A 17,237-nucleotide genomic window follows, 5' to 3' on the forward strand; every position below is an offset into this window, starting at 1 on the left:
CGTTAGAAACGCGTGTTGAGTTCCAGTTGCATAACGTCGACTTCAAACGGTGCGCCATACACTTCGGAGGCGCTCAACCAGCGAGCACTGGCATAGATGTTTTTGTCGATGCCGTAATTGCCGCCGATGAAATAGCCCTTGGCGTTGGTGCCACCCAAGTGGAACGAGGAATCGTTGAAGCCGTCCGGCAAGGCATCAGGCTGGATGTACTTGTAGCCCGCCAACACGTTCCAGTCGCCGCTTTTGCGCATGTCCAAAGCGTTGCCCAAGGTGAACTGAACCAACATCGCGTTGCCGCCACTTTCGAACTTGCCGTCTTTGTTGATGTTGTTGACGATCTCGCCTTCGGCGCGCTTGAGCATCTCGCCCTTGTCGTACGCCAGGTTGCGGATGTAGTTGGCCTGGCTGCGCAGCATCAGGTTTTCTGGCAGGTTGCTGTCCAGCGCCAGGTTCAGGTCAAGCACGTTGAACTTGGACGCCAGGCCCACAAACTGCGGGTCCGGGGTTTTACCGGGGGTGTCGGGGTTAGGCACGATGTCGCGCAGCAGGAAGACACTGTTGCCCTTCTGCATAAAGCTTGCGCGCGAGCCATCGGTGTCACAGCCCGGCTGGCCCTGCCAGGGTTTGCACGGGCTGGAGCGCTTGCCTTCGATATCCTCGAAGCGGTAGTAGGCCAGCGCACCTTTGAGGTTATTGCTGTTGTTGATCTTCCAGTCAGCGCCGAGCTGGCCGCCAAACAGCCATTTGTTTTTGCTTTCTTCCTTGTCATAACCATTGCTGCTGGCGGAGTCAGAGCTGTACTCCACCGGGAACACGCCCAGGTTGGCGAACAGCCCCCAATCGTTATTGACCTTGTGGTTGAAGTTCCCGGCAATACCGTCAAAGTTGAGGTCACGCGAATACATCATGTCGGTGGAGTAGAACGGGTTGGCGAAGCGGCCGCCCGTCAGGGTCAGGTCCCGGGTGGCCTTCCAGCTCAGGTAACCCTGGTCCAGCCAGAGGTCTTTCTTGCCAAAGCCGGCGCCCAGGGTCTGGTTACTCGACACCGGGCTGTCATCGTTGCCGGTGCCCAGGCGAATGCCGGCGGTCCACTCGGGGGAAATCACTGCCTTCATGCCCAGGCGCGCACGCAGGCGCATCAGGTTCTCGCGGTCTTCGCGGGTGTTGAGCAACGGCGGCAGCTTGGTGTTGGTGTCTTTGTTAACGTCGTATGGGCCGTTCTGGTTGAGCTTGGCGTAATCGATGATTTCGTTGCTGTTGTTGCCCGAGAAGTAGCGCGATTCGTTACGCAGGCGGATATCGCCGTCGAACGTGATGCGCGACACCCAGTCCGGGAACGTATTGGGCTGGGCCCAGTTTTCCTGCTTGGCCGTGGCCATGACCTCAGCTTTGACCTGATCACGGATCTGGTCACGCACGGCGGTCGGCACGTATTGCACCCGCACATCGCCGGGGGCTGTAGCAGGCCCGGTGGCCACCACCGCAGCATTGGTCTGGCGGGCCTGGCGAGCTTCACTTTCAGCCTGGGCGATAAGCCCGTCAGCGGCTTCTTGCTTGAGCACGCCCTGCTGCACCAGCAGGCGGATCAGGTTAATCGTGGCGTTTTCCGAAGGCGCGGCAGGGGCTGCCGTTGCCTGGCCAACCAGGGTCGCGATGACCATGCCGACCGCCAGGGTCAGTCGATTCACGGGGGAAATCATTTGCGCACAACTCCTGTTAAAAACTGCAAAAAAGTGTCGATCATTCCGGGCGTCGGCCCTTGAGGGACATCCGCACCGGCAAGGTCAGCGAAGCCGGGGTACGTTGCGCGGCATAAGGCGCACGCATGGCCGCCAGCACTTGGGCATCGGTCTGGGCGTCACCGCTGGAGGTCACCAGCACAACGCGGGTGACCTGGCCATCCGCGCTCAACCACACGTCGGCCTGGACCGCCCAGGCCTTCTTGCGCAGTTCCGGGTCTTCGCGCAGCAAGCGTTGGAAAACCCCCGCCAGGTACTGCTTGTAAGTGCCCGTGCCAAGGCCGCCACCGCCCGAGCCCGCCATGCCGCCACCTTTACCGGCCCCGACGTTGAAGCCGTCGTTGCCCGCCTGGGCGTCGCCATCGATCTGCATCGGGTTGGCCAGGTCATCCACCGGCGAAGGCGGTGCCTCCTCCTCGGGCTTGACGTCTTCGGGTTCCGGCGTCGGTTCTGGCTCAACCACTTTCTCTTCCACTTGAGGCTCAGGCTCCTTGGGCTTTTCCGGTGGCGGTGGCGGCGGTGGTGGCAATGGAATAATCGTTGGCACCTTGGGGGCCTCGCGGCGCACACCACTCATGTCATTGGCCCACTGCCAAATAAACCAGGCGGCGGCGGCCCCCAGCAGCAGGCCTGCGCCCCACTTCAGCGGGCGCAACAGCGGGTTCTTCACGGGTGGCGTCGGTCTCTGTGCGTTCATGACTCAGCCCTGGCTCGGTTTGCCGGTGACCAGCCCGACCTGGGACAGCTCCAGCCTGCGCAACAGATCGAGGACCTCGATCACCTTCTGGTACTGCACCAAGGCATCACCGCGCACAATCACCGGGAAATCCGGGTTTTGCGCCTTTTCGATCCGCAGGCGCTCTTCCAGCTCGCTCAGCGTTACCGGGTAGGCATCGAGGAACACCTGGCCGCCGTCATTCACAGAAATGGCCTTGGTCTTGGCCTCGGACAACGACACCGAAGCGCTGGCCTTGGGCAAGTTGATCTGAATCCCCGAGACCTGGGCGGTGGCGGTGAGAATAAACATCACCAGTACCACCATCAGCACGTCCACCAGCGGGGTGATGTTGATGCTGTCCACCGCGGCATCATCGTCATCGTCGTGTGAGGCGTTCACAGAAGCCATGGCGATTCTCCTCAGGCCGGCACGGTGACGTGATGGCCGCGTTGGTGCGCAACCTCACTGAATTGGCTCTCGCCGTGCATTTCCGCCAGACGTGTAATGAACTCATCGACAAACACGCGCATGTCGGCGCTGACTTCCTTGTTGCGGGTAATCAGGCGGTTGTAGCCAAACAGAGCCGGGATCGCGACAAACAGGCCCATCGCTGTCGCCAGCAAGGCCGCCGCCATACCCGGCGCAATCGCGTTAATGTTCACGTCACCCGCCATGGCCGTGCCCAGGAACACCACCATGATCCCCATTACCGTGCCCAGCAGGCCGATGTAAGGACCGCCGGCGATGGCGTTGGACAGGGTTGACAGTTTGGAACTCAGTTGCTGGTTTTCGCGGGTCCGCACGCCGTCCATCGAGCAACGGATGGCTTCAATGGTGGCCGCCGACACGGAGGTGGTATCTGCCCCTTGAGCGCGGCGGGTACGGATTTCCTTGACCGCTACCAGGTACAGGCGCCACAGCGGCGAATCGCTCAGGCGCTCGGCCAGCACTTTGTCGTCGGCAAACATTTCCAGGCGGGTGCCAATCTGAGCGAACTGCTCGCGGAAGATCTCGTTGGCCTTGCTGACGCGGGTGACCATGCTGTTTTTGCGAATCATGATGATCCACGACTGAATCATCATGCCCACCAGCACCAGAATGATGATCCAGGCATCCATCGGCACCGCGTTGAACAAAAAGCCCAGGCTGCCGAAACCGAAGCCCGACTGCTCTTCATCGACACCGAAGCCCACCAGCTTGGATTCCGACCCCTGAGCGCTGGCATCGGCCAACAACAGGGCCGCCGGGCGCGCCACCTTGGACAGGCGCAGCTCATCCACAGCGCCGGCGAACGGCAGGAACGGGCTCGGCTCGGCGTCAGCGGCGACCGCCAGGTCAGCCCCCACCGCCATCGGTGAGTTGAAGGCGGGAATGGCCACTGCCAGGCTTGCGGCTTCGCGACCATTGACATACAGCGAGGTTTTCTCGCCTTCGCCGGTCAGCGCCAGGTGCTGCCATTGGCCAGCGTTGAGCGGCTGATTGGCGACTGCGCGGTGGCCATCGATTTCCACAAACGGCGTGCCTTGGTCCACACCTACCAGCAAGCTGTGACCGGCTTCGCGGCGGGCCAGCAGCAGTTGCTCGCCATCGGCCTGATCCTGACGCAACCAGGTGCTGACGGTGAGTGCAGCGCCCGCGTTGTGTTGCAGGGATGGGCTGGCTGGCAGCAGCAGCGGCTGGCCGCTGAACTGCAAGGCACGGCCGATCACACCGTCAATGGTGGAGCCGGTCGCGTTTTGTGCCGTGTTGCCGTAGGCGGTGGTATCACGGGGCGGCGTGCCATTGGCACCGTCGAAATGGTAAAGCGCGGTGTAGCTCGGGTCGAACGTCAGTTGGCCGTTCGCCGTGGCGGCCGCCTTCTGGTTGCCGTAGTACATCCACAGGTCCTGACGCTGGCCGCCTTCTACATTAGGCACATCGACCCAGATCAACGCCATGCCCATCAGCGGGTCGAAACTTTCGATCTGATGATTGAACACGGTCTTGTCATCGGCACTGACAAAACGCAGGTCCGAACCGTCGTCCTTCACGCCGTCAAAGGTAAAGTTGCCGGTGTGCAGGCGGATCAGTACGGGAGTACGGCCCAGCGCCTGGTTGATGGCAGCGCCTTGCGGCGTGGTGTCCACCGAGAGTTGTTTGCGGTAGTGCCAATCATCTTGCCACCAGGCATGGGCGGTGGCCGGGAGTGCGAGCCCCAGGCAAATCAACAACTGTATAAATAGGCGTTGCATGTGAAGGGATCTCCGTAAAATTCGTCAGAAAGTCGCCTGCACACTGAAGTGCAGTCGTGGGTCATGTTTCTGGGTATTCGGGCCATCAACCAGCGGGTAACCCCAGTCCAGGCTGCCGGACAGCCATTTGCTCAAACTGACGCGACTGCCCAGGCCGACGCTGGACAGCGAGTAGTCGTCTTCCTGCTCGTACAGCGCGTCACGCAGGTACAGGTGCGCGCCATCGACAAAGGCGTAAAAACGCATGTCCTGTACGTAGCGGCCCAGGTAGTTGGCGAGCGACGGTGTGCGTATTTCCTGCGACACCACGTAGCCCTGGTCACCCGTGCGTTCGGCCGCCAGATAGCCGCGCACCGAGGTGGCGCCGCCGGCGGAAAACTGTTCGTTGGACACCAGCGGGCCGGAGGCCAACTGGAAGGAGCCCTTGGTCGCCAATTGCCAATCGTTGGCAAACGTGGTCGTCAGGTTGGCATCGCCCTTGAGCACGGCAAAACTGGGGCTGGCGTCCCAGCGCTTGTAGCGGAACTCCTGAGCATCACTGCCATAGCCCAAAAAGGCGCGCGTGCCCACAACCAGGTTCAGGCTCAGGCCCAGTTGCGATTGTTCGGTGTAACGAAAACCGTTGTAACCAAAGGTCAGCGGCGCGTACTTCAGGGGCACCTGGTCGCGGCTGCTGCCAAACACCAACTGCTCTTCGAAGTCTTTGAAATCCACGCCTGCCGACAGCGAGTTGGACCACAGGCCACTGGACGGCAGGCTGTACACCGCAGACACCCCGTACGAGTGGCCTTTACCCAGGACGTTGCTGCCGCCGATGGTGGCGATGTTGCTGTCCGACTGGTAACCCGAGAACTGCAGGCTCCAGCGCTCGCTCAGCGGCGCGGTGTAACTGCCGGACCAGACCTTGGCGTTATCCATGTCTTGCGGGGCGGTGAAGAACGTCAGGGAAATGCTGTGGCCCAACTGCCACAGGTTGTCGTAACCCAGCGTGGCCACACTGCGCAGCTTTTCGGTGTCGGCGCTGTAATCGTTGTTCAGGCCCAGGCTGGCGTGCCAGGGGCTCTGGTCTTCAACTTGCAGGTCGACATCCATCGTGCCGGGGCGCTGACCTTCGTGAACCAGCGGCGTGACCTGACGCCCCGCCGTGCGGTTGAGCCCGGCCAATTGGGTTTGCACCGTGGCAAAATCCGGCACCGTGCCTTCCTTGAGCCCGGGCACTTCTTCACGGATATCCACAGGCGAGTAGTGCTTGGCCCCTACAACCCGGACCCGGCCGACTTTGGTTTCACTGACCTGCAAGTAAACAATCCCGTCGTCGACCTTCTGCTCGGGCAGCTCGATAAACACCGACTGATAGCCGCGGTCCTGATACACCTTCTGCAAGGCATCCCGCGCGCCCTCGATATCATTCAAGGTCTTTTGCGGACCGAGAAACGGGTACACGGCTTCTTCGATGGCACGGGCATCGAGCACGGTATTGCCGCGCACGAAATACTCGTTAACGTCCACCCGCCGTTCCGGGCTTTGCGCCTGAGCGCCTTGCTCGGTGGCCAGCACTGGCTGCGCCAGCGCGAACAGACACAGCGCTGCGCCGCCGACCGGCCTGAATGACTTGAACAGATGCTCCACACCGCCCCCTAAACTGCCAAAAATACTCAGTTGCCCGGAGCGGGCCGTCGCTGTCTGCACAGTGTTTGGCCCCCTCAAGCGCGTTACACAGGTAAGACAGGCGGGGTTATGGGCTACCGAACTTTTGTCACAAAAGCTTCATTCACGGGGGCGCGTGAACACATCACCTCGTAGCCGTTGCCGAAGGAACGAGGCTACGTCCGGTTGCGCAGCAATCGTAAAACCTCAATCCCGGGTCTATCTGGAACACCGCGCTGTCTGGTTTTACGACGGCTTCGCCGCCGGACGTAGCCTCGTAAAACTCGGCAACTGCTACAGGTATGCCGGGTTTTCATTCACCCAAAAAAAGGGGCGATCTATGATCGCCCCCAAGGGAGAACTACGAATTAAAACGCGTATTACAAGCTGATTTGACCTCGCTCTTCTTCTGTCAATCGGGCCATGGCCTGCTCGCTCAAGGCACCCGCACCCAGCACTTGCACCGGGCTGTCGGGGTTGTACCCCGGCGTCGCTTGGGTCTGCTCCGGCGCGTATTGCACCGGCTCGCTGCCAAAGCTCAACACTTCAACCGTGACAATCGACGCCCGCCCCTGGCGCGCCGCGGCCTGTTGATTACGGGCCGCCCCTTCTGCCGCCTGGGACGCTGCCGCGCCCGCCGAGCTGGCCGAACTCATGGCTCCGGTGTTCACCACCGCTGCCACCGGCACCCCGGACGATTTGCCCTGGGTCTGGATGTTCGCCGCGTTCACCACCCGTAGGGCGGCGATGTTGATATTGCCCGACACGCGAATCCCCGCCTCGCCCGCATCGATGGTGCCCAGCGGTGCAATCAGGTCGATGTCACCGGCGGGCACCTCCGGGATCGGGTTCAGCGTGGCGATACCGGCACCGGTGCTCGGCACCGAGGGCGACAGGGCCACGTTGCCCCAGCCGTCATACACACGCTTGGGCGGCGTATACACCACGGTGGTCTTGGAGCCCCGGCCGGCGTTGATGTCACCGGCCGCCGACCAGCCCATGATCGAGCCACCGAAGGTGGTCATGATCCGGCTTTGACCCAGCAGAATGCTGTTCAGGGAGTACAACTGAATGTCCCCGGCACCCTGAGTGATGATGCCCGCCGAGGCCGGTGGCGCAGCGCCCTCGATGCCGAAGGTCTGGCTACCGCCGGGGGTGAGCAACTGGATCGAGCCACCGAAATCGGTATGCACCCCCGCGCCACCAAACAGGGTGATATCACCTTGGTAAGTGATCGGGTTACCGGCCACGTCCCTTTCCGGAAACAGCGCAGCAATCGCTGCGCGGCCGCGCACATAGCTGCCCTGGCGCACGCCGCCTGGCTGGTTGTACTCACGACCCGAGGCCTTGAGTTCAGCAAAGTACACTTCACGGGCGAAGACGCGCTGTTGCTCAGCCGGCAGCGCCGCGTAAAAAGCCCGTGCTTGTGGGTTGTCGCCGGTAAAACCAAACCGCTCGGCCAACCACGCCACCAACTCGCTTTCATAGGTCTTGGCCACTTTACCGCCCAGGATCGACAGCGTTTCACCCGGCTGGACCCGGTTGGCCGAGTTGAGGTAAATCTCGACAAAGCGCTGGAAGTCCGCGCCATTGGGGCCAAAGCCCGCTTGCATCACGATGTTCGCGCCAGGACGCGTGTCACCGGGGGCGACACCCCCAAGGCTGGTGACGCTGACCTTGTCTTGCATAAGGATGTTACGGCCCGCCGTCAGTTCCAGCGTGCCCGGCCCGGCCACGCTGTAGTTGCTGAACAGGATGTCGCGACCCGCACTGACAATAGAGATGTCATTGGGGTGGTTATGGATAAACAGGTTACCGAACAAGGTGTATTCACCGGTGCCGCTAAGCCCACCGTTAACACCCCCCAGCGGCGTACCGCTGCTAACGATGTCGCGCCCGGCTAACATCCGCACCGGCCCTGCGCCTTCGTAATAGGTCTGGCGATAACGTGAATCGGTAGACGTCGTGATGGTGAGCATGCGCCCGCTGCTCACGCCCAGCAGGTCACCGTTCAAGGCATAGAAACGCGCGGGCTCAAGGGCTGCGCCCCAGGCCATGCTCGCGGTATTGGGGCCAAAGGCAAACAGTGGGTGCAGGCCAAAACGGGCAAGGTTGCCATCGCTGCCCAAATTACCGCTGCCGTTGACCACGATTTTGCTTATGAACCCCGCGTAAGCCGGATTCCAGATACTCGCCAGGGCATCCGGTGCGGCGCTGGAACGGCTAATGCTCAAGCCGCCGCCATAAATAGAGTCTCCGGCCAGCAGTTCCAGTTGGCCCTTGGCCGACGGTGCCAGTACCAATGCCCGCAGCGCCTTGTCATCGGTGTTAAAGGCCGATGAGTGGCCGTAATACACACTGCCATTGGCCGCTACGGCACGTAATGTCGCGGGGTAAACGGTCGCCATATCGGTTTCCCTGGCCTCGGTCAGCGGCGTGAGGTTGCCCCCGCTGGAGAACAGATTCACGGCCGTGCCACTGGTCCAGAGGCTGAACCAGCTCTGCCCGATACCGGCGACGCCGCCTTGCTCATACGCCAGCGCATTCATTTGTGGCGCACGCCCAGGGTCTGCCACATCCTGCAAGATCAGATCGCCACGGGTGGCCAGGCTGAAGGTCGCATCGCCCGGCAACAGGCTCATGCCGCCCGTTGCGCTGGCTGATGTAGAGCGCAAGGCATCCAGGGCACGGACTTCACTGGGGCTCTGATTGCCGCTTTTAATGCCATAGCGCAAGGTCAGGTTGCCCAGCGCACCGCCCGTCATCTGCACATGCCCGCGTAAGTTGACTAACGCGCCATTGAGGTGATCCCGGTAGACATCACTGCCGCCGTTCACCACCCCACCCACGCGCAGGTTCAAATCGCCGCCGCCGGTCAGTTGCAGGCTGCCATCCGCCCCTACGCGGCCCGTGCTGCCCACCGCCAGGACCAAGCCCTGACTGCGGCCGTTCAGGCTCTGATCACCAAAGCCCAACGCCTTGCTGATGCCGGCATTACCGCGCACGTCGACATCCAGGTTACCGCCCCCCAAGGTGCCAAAACCGGTGAACCCGGTCATCTGATCGGCACCGCCGTTATCGGACATATTGGCGATGTAGGAGCCAAAGTTGATCCACCAGGCGGTGGATTGCGCCTGGCTGCCGGTCTTGTCATTGCCCTGGCGCCACAACCAGTCGCCCACGTTCGCCGTGTCGTGACCTAAATCGCTTCGGGTCAATCGGCCGAAACCGATCGGTGCCGTGCCCATGATGTCGCCGGTCAGGTTGCCGCCCACTTTCAACAACAGGTTGCCGCCACCGTCCGGGTACCAGGCGCGGTACAGGCTGTCTGGCCCGCCATCCACCCATTGCTCGTTACCGCCCGCGTTTGCCAAGACCTTGCCATCACCGCCCTTGCCCCGTGCAAGGTTGTAAGGATCGTTGGCCGTGGCGGCATAAGAGGAACTGCCCGCCGTGTACACCCCGAACAACGACTCCATGCTCAGGTTGCCACCGGCCAGCAACTCCAGGTCGGCCGCACCGGTACGCACCACGCTGAAGCGGGTGCTGCCGCCAATTTCCAGATCGTAAGCGCCGCCCCCTGCGGCACAGTAGTACGGTACGTCATCGCACATGCCGGGGTAGGCATCGTTCACAAAGTCGATCGGCTGCCCGACCATGCTGTCATCGCCATACCAGTCCAACGAGCCATCCAGCGTCCAGACCAGCGCGCCTTTGCCAAACGAGCCGTAATGGGTGTCAGCCAGGCGCAAGTGCCCCGTTGCGGGGGCAGGTTGCAACTGACGGCTGTCCGCCGCTTGGGTATCGGCCCCGGCCACCAGGCGGATCGACCAGGCTTGCGAGCCTTCGCTCAACATCGGCGCAATGCCCCAGTTCTTGCCCTGACGGCCCGCCTCTTCGACACGCAGTTGCACGGATGTCGCGCCATCGGCCAATTTGACGTTGGTGCCCGCCGGCAACAGAGCGCCGCGCGGCATCACCTTGTCGCCATTGAGTGCCACTGCGCTGGTGCCATTGGGGTTCGAGGCGGCGGGCAACGGTACGCCCTTGGGCCAGATCATCGCCCCGACACTCAAGTAGCTCGAAAATACGTTCCCGGCCTCCAACAGGGTGCCCGCCGGCAAGGTCAGGTTTTGACTCAACCGGGTACCGGCGGCGATCAATACGTTGCCTGAAGCATCCCGTACCGCCGCCGCCAAGACGGTCCCGGCGGTCAGGTCCAGCGGCTGGGTCAGTGTGGCGGCAACCGGCAAGCGATTGCCCGGGACCAGCCTGGCGGCCTTGATGGGCAGGTCGAAGTTGAGGGTTGAACCCGCGGGGAACAGCGTGCCGTCCGCCAGGGTCACGCCGTTGCCCGGAATCACCCGTGTGCCATTGGTGTAATCGATGCCGGGCAGCAGCACCCAGCCGTTGTCGTCATCGGTCGCTGGCGGGGGTGCAAAACCGTCGTTAATGCTGCCGTAAATGTTCAGGTCGCCCCCGGCGCGCAGGGTCAGGCTGCCCACTTCGCCAGAGCCGTACACGGCATTGTTCTTCTGGGTGTGCGGGTTAACGCTGGCATAGCGGTAGCCGGACAGGTCGAGATCGCCCTGCACCACCAGGTCGCCGTCCGGGGTTTTGCTGACGATTTCCACGCCCGGACGCAGATGAAACGCGTCGGCGTAAGTGGCGTTGTTCAGGCCCGAGAGCCTGTTGTTCATCAGGTCTTTGTTGTTCAGGGCCGCGTTGATGAATTGCACGCTCAACGCATGTTTTTGATCCAGATAAGCCTGATCAATCACCTGATACGGACGCCCATTGGCGGTGTCATCGGTGTGAGTTGGGGCATCGTCATAGCGGGCCATGCCATTGACCGCGATCGAACGCGCGCCCTGGATCGTCAACTGACCCCGCGCATCAATGGCGATGTCGGTATTGTTGAGGCGGGGGGCGTTCAACTCCAGCGTGCCGCGATTGCGCCCGTCATGACCTGGCGTGCCCGCCGTGCCGTGACGCAGATCGATGTGCACGCCATCGCTCAAGGTCAACGCGCCCTGGCCCGAGTTCAACACCACAATGGCGCGGTTCGGTGCATCAATGATTTTGCCGTAGCTGTCGACCCGCACCTGGCTGCCGTGGGCATCCAGCACCGCCGTGCCGTCCAGGGTCAGGCCGTGCTTGGCGGCCAGGCTGAGGGTGCCGACCCGCTCGCCACTGGCGTCCACCCGCCCGGTCACGCGCAGGCTGCCGTTGTCCAGCGAGACGCTGACGTTGTTGGCCTTGACGTCGTTGCCGATCACCAGGTCGCCCTGCTTGATCTGGAAGCTGCGCGCGCCAAACACTTCGCCCTGGTTCAGGCGCTGGTTGAGGGCCGCAAAATGTTCGGTGAGGGTGCCGCTGCTACCCAGACGCTGGGCCTGAATTTCGAGCAAGCCCGCCAGGTACGGCACCACCGTGCCCCCGGCGTCGTAAACACCGCTGCTGCTGGCGAGGATCTTGCCCGCCAGATCAACCGTACCGGCACCGCTGTCCAGCGCGACCGCACGCAACTTGCCCGCCTGATTGTGGGTCGCGGACAGGTTAAGGGTCGAGCCTGCGGCTTGCAGCACATTGCCCGCACGGCTTTGCAGCAGCACATCGCCGCCCGCCGAGTATTTGGTCAGGTCGTCAAACACAATGGCGCGGCCGGACACGTCAATCAACGCGTCATCGGTCAGCACCACATCGCCTCGGGCGTCCAGCGTGACCTTGCCACTGGGCAGGACCACGGCGCTGGCCACGCGAATGCTGTCGCCTTTGAGGGACAACTCAGCGCCAATCCCTTTGACGTCTTTATAGGTGCCCGGCGAGGCGCTGATATCAATCGCGCCGCCGGCCGTGATGTGGTTGATCGAGCCCGCCTGGCCGGTCATCAGCGGGGTCAGAATATTCAAGTTGCCGCCGGTGTAGGCAAAACCACTGAGCGGATCAAACGCGCCCTGGCGTTGATACACCGCGAGGCTGCCGGTGTAATTGGCGGTGATGCGTTGGCTGGCGTTGAGGTTGACGTCGGCAAAGCCCAGGGCCAGGCGGTCCTGGCTGTTGCGTTTGCTGGGCTGGGCAAAACTGCCGTAGCCAAATTCGATGCTCTCGGCCCTGATGTCCAGGCGCCCGCTGCCACTGCCCGCGCCACCGGCGATAGGGGCCGAGGGCTGGTTGTCAGCGCCTTGCCAGATCAGGTTGGCGGTGTGAATGGTGGCCACATCGCCGGCGTTGCCCGCGCCGTAGATCGCCGGGGTGGAAATCATCAGGTTATCCAGCAACGACTTGCCGGTGACCGCGTCGTAGGTGTCCAGGGCGGTGGTGCCGTAGAAGTTGAAGCTCTCGCGTGCCGACAGTTGCAGGGTTTCCAGGGCGGGCGCGCCGAACTGTGTATCACCGCGCAGCAAGCGGTCGATCAACTGCTGGTTGAGGGTAATCCCGGTCGGCAGGCGATTGGCCGCCGCGGCCGCCGCCAAAGCTTGCGTGCTGCCGACGTTGATGCTGGAAACACCCAGGTTGAGGTGGCGCGTGCCGTAACGGATGTCATCGCCCATTTTCAGGGCTTTGCTGGTCAGGGCGACGATGCTGCCTTCGGAGTACAGCGCCGTGGTGCCGCTGCACGGGGCACTGGCGCACACCGCCAATTCGATATCCAGACTGTCGCCTACCGATGCTGCGCTGATCGCGTTGATCAAGCCATTGGACACCGCCAGCATGTTATTGATCACGTTATAGACAAAGCCATCACGGCTGTCATAACTGGCCTTGCCACGCCCGATGGTATTGATTGCAGCGCCCTGCTCCACGTTAATGCCGCCGTCCAGGGTCACCAGGAACACTTCGGGCGCGGCCAGCGTTGCGCCTTCACGCAGGGTGATCGAGCCGGTGTTGGAGCCCGAAAAGTTAACGTAATTGCCGAGCTGGCCATATGTCACCTGCGGCAAGCCGCCGATCACCATCCGTGCCGGAGCCAGCGCGTTGAGGCTCTCTGCGTACACGGTGACACCCTTAAAGCCCGGCGTGGCGGCCTTGCCGGCCGCGACAATTTCAATACCGCCGATGCCCATGTTCATCGCCGCTAACGCGCCGGCGTAACCGCCCGTGGCGGCATCAAAGCGACCGATGCCCTCAAAGGAGAACGCGTTGGTTCCGGCACCAGGGCGCAGGGCCAGTTTCAAGGTTCTGGCATCCACCTCCAACTGCGGCCTCGGTACGCCGAGCTTGGCGGCATCAGCCTTGGCGAACTGCGCGTAGCTGGTTTCGTTGTACTGAGAGTAGCGACGCAAGGTATCTGCCGACGTCAGGATCAACTGGCTGGCCGTGCTGTTGCTGATCCCGGTATTGCCGATGGACAGACGTCCGGCAGTCGACCATGAGCCATTGCGCATGAGCTGGGTGGTGCCGTCGACGCCAGCCCCGGCCAGGCCGTTGATTTCTACGCGGTAAGCGCCCGGCATCAAGGCATAGGTCGACGGCATCAAGGTATAGGTGCCTGCGGCCAACCCCGGAACCCCGGCGCCGAGGGTGATTTGCTGGCCGATCAGCGGGTCGATCGCGCCCCCTTCAGGCGCGACCGGGGCGTGACCCGCTTGTACGCCGGGCACGATGGCGTAGATCGGGTTGGTGCTCAGCCCTGGCAGCGTGAAGCCGCCATCGGCACCGAACTGCACCAACGGGTTGTAGCGCGCATCGGTCGAACCGCCCCGCCCGGAAATAAACCCGGCACCGAGCAACTCGCCGCCACCGGAGACATCCACCGTGGCCCCGGACATTACGGCCACCGACTCTCCGCCAAGAATCATACCGACCTGAAGGTCGCCGTTCTGGTTGACGATGCCGCCCAAGCCCAGAAACGACACCGTTTTGCCGTTGTACTTATAAACCTGGCCATCCACCGTACCGCCGTAAGGCAGCACCAGGCCCTTACCACTGACCGAGGTCAGGCTGCCAGGCAGTAATTCGACGCGCTGTGAACGCAAGGTGCCGATTTCGATCAACCCCAGCGGGGCCCGCACGATACCGCCCTGTTTGATGGTCGGCCCGCCCAGTTGCAGGCGACCGAAAGCCGAGTACGGCACAGGCGCATCGCTGTTCCCGGTGCGACCAATGGTCAGCACGCGGGTCGGGTCATAGCTGAACCCACCCTCAGTGACACCATTCAGATAACCTGCCAGCACCCGCGCGCCGACGGCCGTCGCGGGATACAACTGAGTGGCCATCAGGGTCATATCGCCACGGGTCATCAACTGGGTGTTGATGCCCTGGCTGAGTTCATCCGAGCCCTCAAGGAAGCGCAGGTCGCCCTGGCTGATCAGGTGCACGTCATCAAAGCCGCGACGATCAACGGCACTCAACATCCCTTGTGGCAACAAGCGGCTATTGTTGCCGAACTGCACATTACCGCGCACATCGATCAGGTTGGCATTGGCCTTGAACACGGCCTGGCTGTCACGCAAGGACATACCGGTGGTCAATACCGGGTGGCGGTACTGGTCCTTGGCTTGCAGCGGGTCGAGGATACCGGCGAGCAACAGGTAAGGCGCGCTCAGGTTGATCCGCGAATCAACCGGTGCGCTTTCACTCAGGCCCATCGCCCCGCTGTACAGGCGCAGGCTCTGGCCCATCTTCAGTGTCACGTCACCGTCAAAGCTCAGCAGGCCATTGGTCAGCAGGGCCAGATTATCGAAGCCACCGGCGCTGATCTGGTCCACCCCGAGGCGGGCATGGCCGTATTCCAGGCTGTCGGCGGCGGCCTCGGCGGTGTCCGCGAGCGTGCTGCGCTGATGCACCTGGCCCAGCACCAGTTCGCGGGCGTTGAGCACACGATCCGTGACCGACATTTTGAGGTAGTACGGGCTTTCCAACGCCAGCGACAAACTGCCGCCCGCCGCACCGGCACCCCCGGCATGGGCCACAAAGCTGCCGTCCAGATACACGCCATTGTTGGAGGCAAAGGCGATGCTGCCACCGTTGCTGGCCACATTGATACGGCCCTGCCCTGGCACATTCAGCAGCGCCTGGCTGCCGGACGCGTCCAGCCGCGCGCCTTCGCGCACCACCACAAACAGATCGCTGGCCTTGGCTATGCCGGTAGCCAGGTCAATATCGCCGCCGACCGTGATCTTGCCGCCATTGCGCACCTGGCCATACACACGGCCGAGGTTGTCGGTGGCGGTGACCGCACGGGCGGCCACATCAATCACCGCCTGCTCGCCGATCCAGATCGAACGGCCATGACCGATGGCTTCGAGCCTTTCTGAGTCGGCGTTGGCCAGCCCCATAAGCGTCACTGAGCCGCCCCAGGCGTTCAGCGTGCCGTTGACGGTCAATTGGCCAATGCTGCGCAGGTTGATGCCCTGCCCCGGGTCGACGTTAATCACCGCGCCCTTGCCCACGGTCAGCGCCGTGGTCGCGGCCAACGCACCCGAGGAAATAATCGAACCGGCGTTCAGGTTCAGGCTCGCGCCCCGGCGCTGCGTCAATGCACCTTTAACCGCATCCTGCTGATACAGCGCGGGCGTCCAGCGCTCCAGCGCCGTGGTCGGGTCGCTACCCGTTGGCGTGGTCGCTGCCTGCTCGCCCAGGTGATAAACAGGCATCGTGACGTCGACGTGCGTGCCGTCGGTGACGACCAGCCCTTCGTTGCCGGTAATGTCGTAGGCCGAGAAGCCCTTATTGAAGAAATCCCCTGCCAGATGCAGGGTGTCAGCAGCGGGGGCGTTGGCGCTGTCGCCAATCTGCACCTTGCGCGCCTGCACGGCCAACGTACCGCCGCCGTTAACGCCGTAGCCGCGAATCTCACTGCCCAGTTCCAGCGTGCCGTACGCGGCCAGCGTCGCATTGCCGCCCTTGCCACCGCTGACCTTGCCGTCCAGGCCAAGGGTTGCACCAGAAGACACATCCACTACGCCGCCTTCGGCCAGGCTCACATCACCGCTGCTGCGCAACGACACCTTGCCGCCATTCAAGTACGCCGCGCTGGCGTTGTTGCCTCCGCCCTGCGCCAGGTTGCTCCAACGCCCAGAGGCGTCGAGCTTGATGCCTTCGCCCACCTTCACCCAGGCCTGTGTGCCCGTGGTGGGGTTTAACAAGGCATCGCCCACGGCAAAACTGCGGTTCACATCGGGCTGGTTAAGGAGGTTGCCCGCATTGAGGCTGCCCCCATGAGCGGTGAGGTTGGCATTGACCGCGACCCGTGGTGCAAACAGGGTGATATCACCGCCATCAGCGACTTTAAGCGCGCCGTTGACCACCACCTGCTGCTTGGCCGAGACTTTTATCGCCCCCAGTTCGAAGCCATTGAGCTGATCGCTGTCGAGGATGATTGTGCCTTGACGATCGGCTGGCAAGGCCGTGTCCAGGTTCAGGCCATCGGCGATCTTCTGCGTATTGGACTCAAACAGCACCTCATCAGCGACCGGGTTCAGGCCGAAGCGCAACGTGCCGGTGGCTTTGTTGAACACCGGCGTGTAGCTGCCAATGATCAGTTGCGCCCGCTGGGCCGCCGCCTTTTGCCCCTGCTGGTAGCCATCAATATTGATCGTCGGGGTTTTGGTCTGGCGGTCGCCCTGGAACACATCGCTGATCAACTTGCCTTCAAGTACCGCGCGGGTGGTACCGACCACCAACTTGCCCGCATCGCGGCCCACGGTGTAACCGGCTTCATAGCGACGTTGCGGCGCGATCAACGGGTTGTAGTAATGATCGGTACGGCCCCAGCGATCACTGCTGTCTTCATAACCCTTGTAAAAGCCGGTGTAAAGGATGTCGCCCGGAGCCCTGGAAAGTTCATACAGGCGGCCCTCCGGGCCCTTGAGCCAGGTTTGCTGAATGTAGCCCCCCTGCACATCCACCGTACCGCCCGACAGGTTGAACTGCGCGTTCTTTTCGGTCACCACTTCC

6 protein-coding genes are annotated in these 17,237 nt (G+C 62.5%); all 6 read right to left on the bottom strand.

The features are described from left to right. Positions 1–2: 2 nt before the first annotated feature. On the bottom strand, positions 3–1,700 hold the full coding sequence (locus Q1W15_RS00380; protein ID WP_300719445.1) for a putative porin: 1,698 nt from the start codon (positions 1,698–1,700) through the stop codon (positions 3–5). Positions 1,701–1,740: 40 nt separating this feature from the next. Continuing rightward, entirely contained in the window at positions 1,741–2,436 is a 696-nt protein-coding gene (locus tag Q1W15_RS00385; protein WP_300719446.1) for an energy transducer TonB, read from the bottom strand. A 3-nt stretch (positions 2,437–2,439) separates the two neighbouring features. Continuing rightward, complete coding sequence (locus Q1W15_RS00390) at positions 2,440–2,865, bottom strand: biopolymer transporter ExbD (protein WP_300719449.1); 426 nt, start codon at positions 2,863–2,865, stop codon at positions 2,440–2,442. 11 nt (positions 2,866–2,876) lie between these two features. After that, complete coding sequence (locus tag Q1W15_RS00395; RefSeq protein ID WP_300719451.1) at positions 2,877–4,688, bottom strand: DUF2341 domain-containing protein; 1,812 nt, start codon at positions 4,686–4,688, stop codon at positions 2,877–2,879. A 24-nt stretch (positions 4,689–4,712) separates the two neighbouring features. Beyond that, positions 4,713–6,317: a ShlB/FhaC/HecB family hemolysin secretion/activation protein gene (locus Q1W15_RS00400; protein WP_300719457.1), complete on the bottom strand. Its 1,605-nt coding sequence runs from the start codon at positions 6,315–6,317 to the stop codon at positions 4,713–4,715. Between the two features lie 398 nt (positions 6,318–6,715). Further along, positions 6,716–17,237: filamentous haemagglutinin family protein (locus tag Q1W15_RS00405; protein ID WP_300719453.1), on the bottom strand; the 10,522-nt coding region annotated here is incomplete at its 5' end.

This window comes from Pseudomonas sp., assembly GCF_030150285.1.
GTDB lineage: Bacteria > Pseudomonadota > Gammaproteobacteria > Pseudomonadales > Pseudomonadaceae > Aquipseudomonas.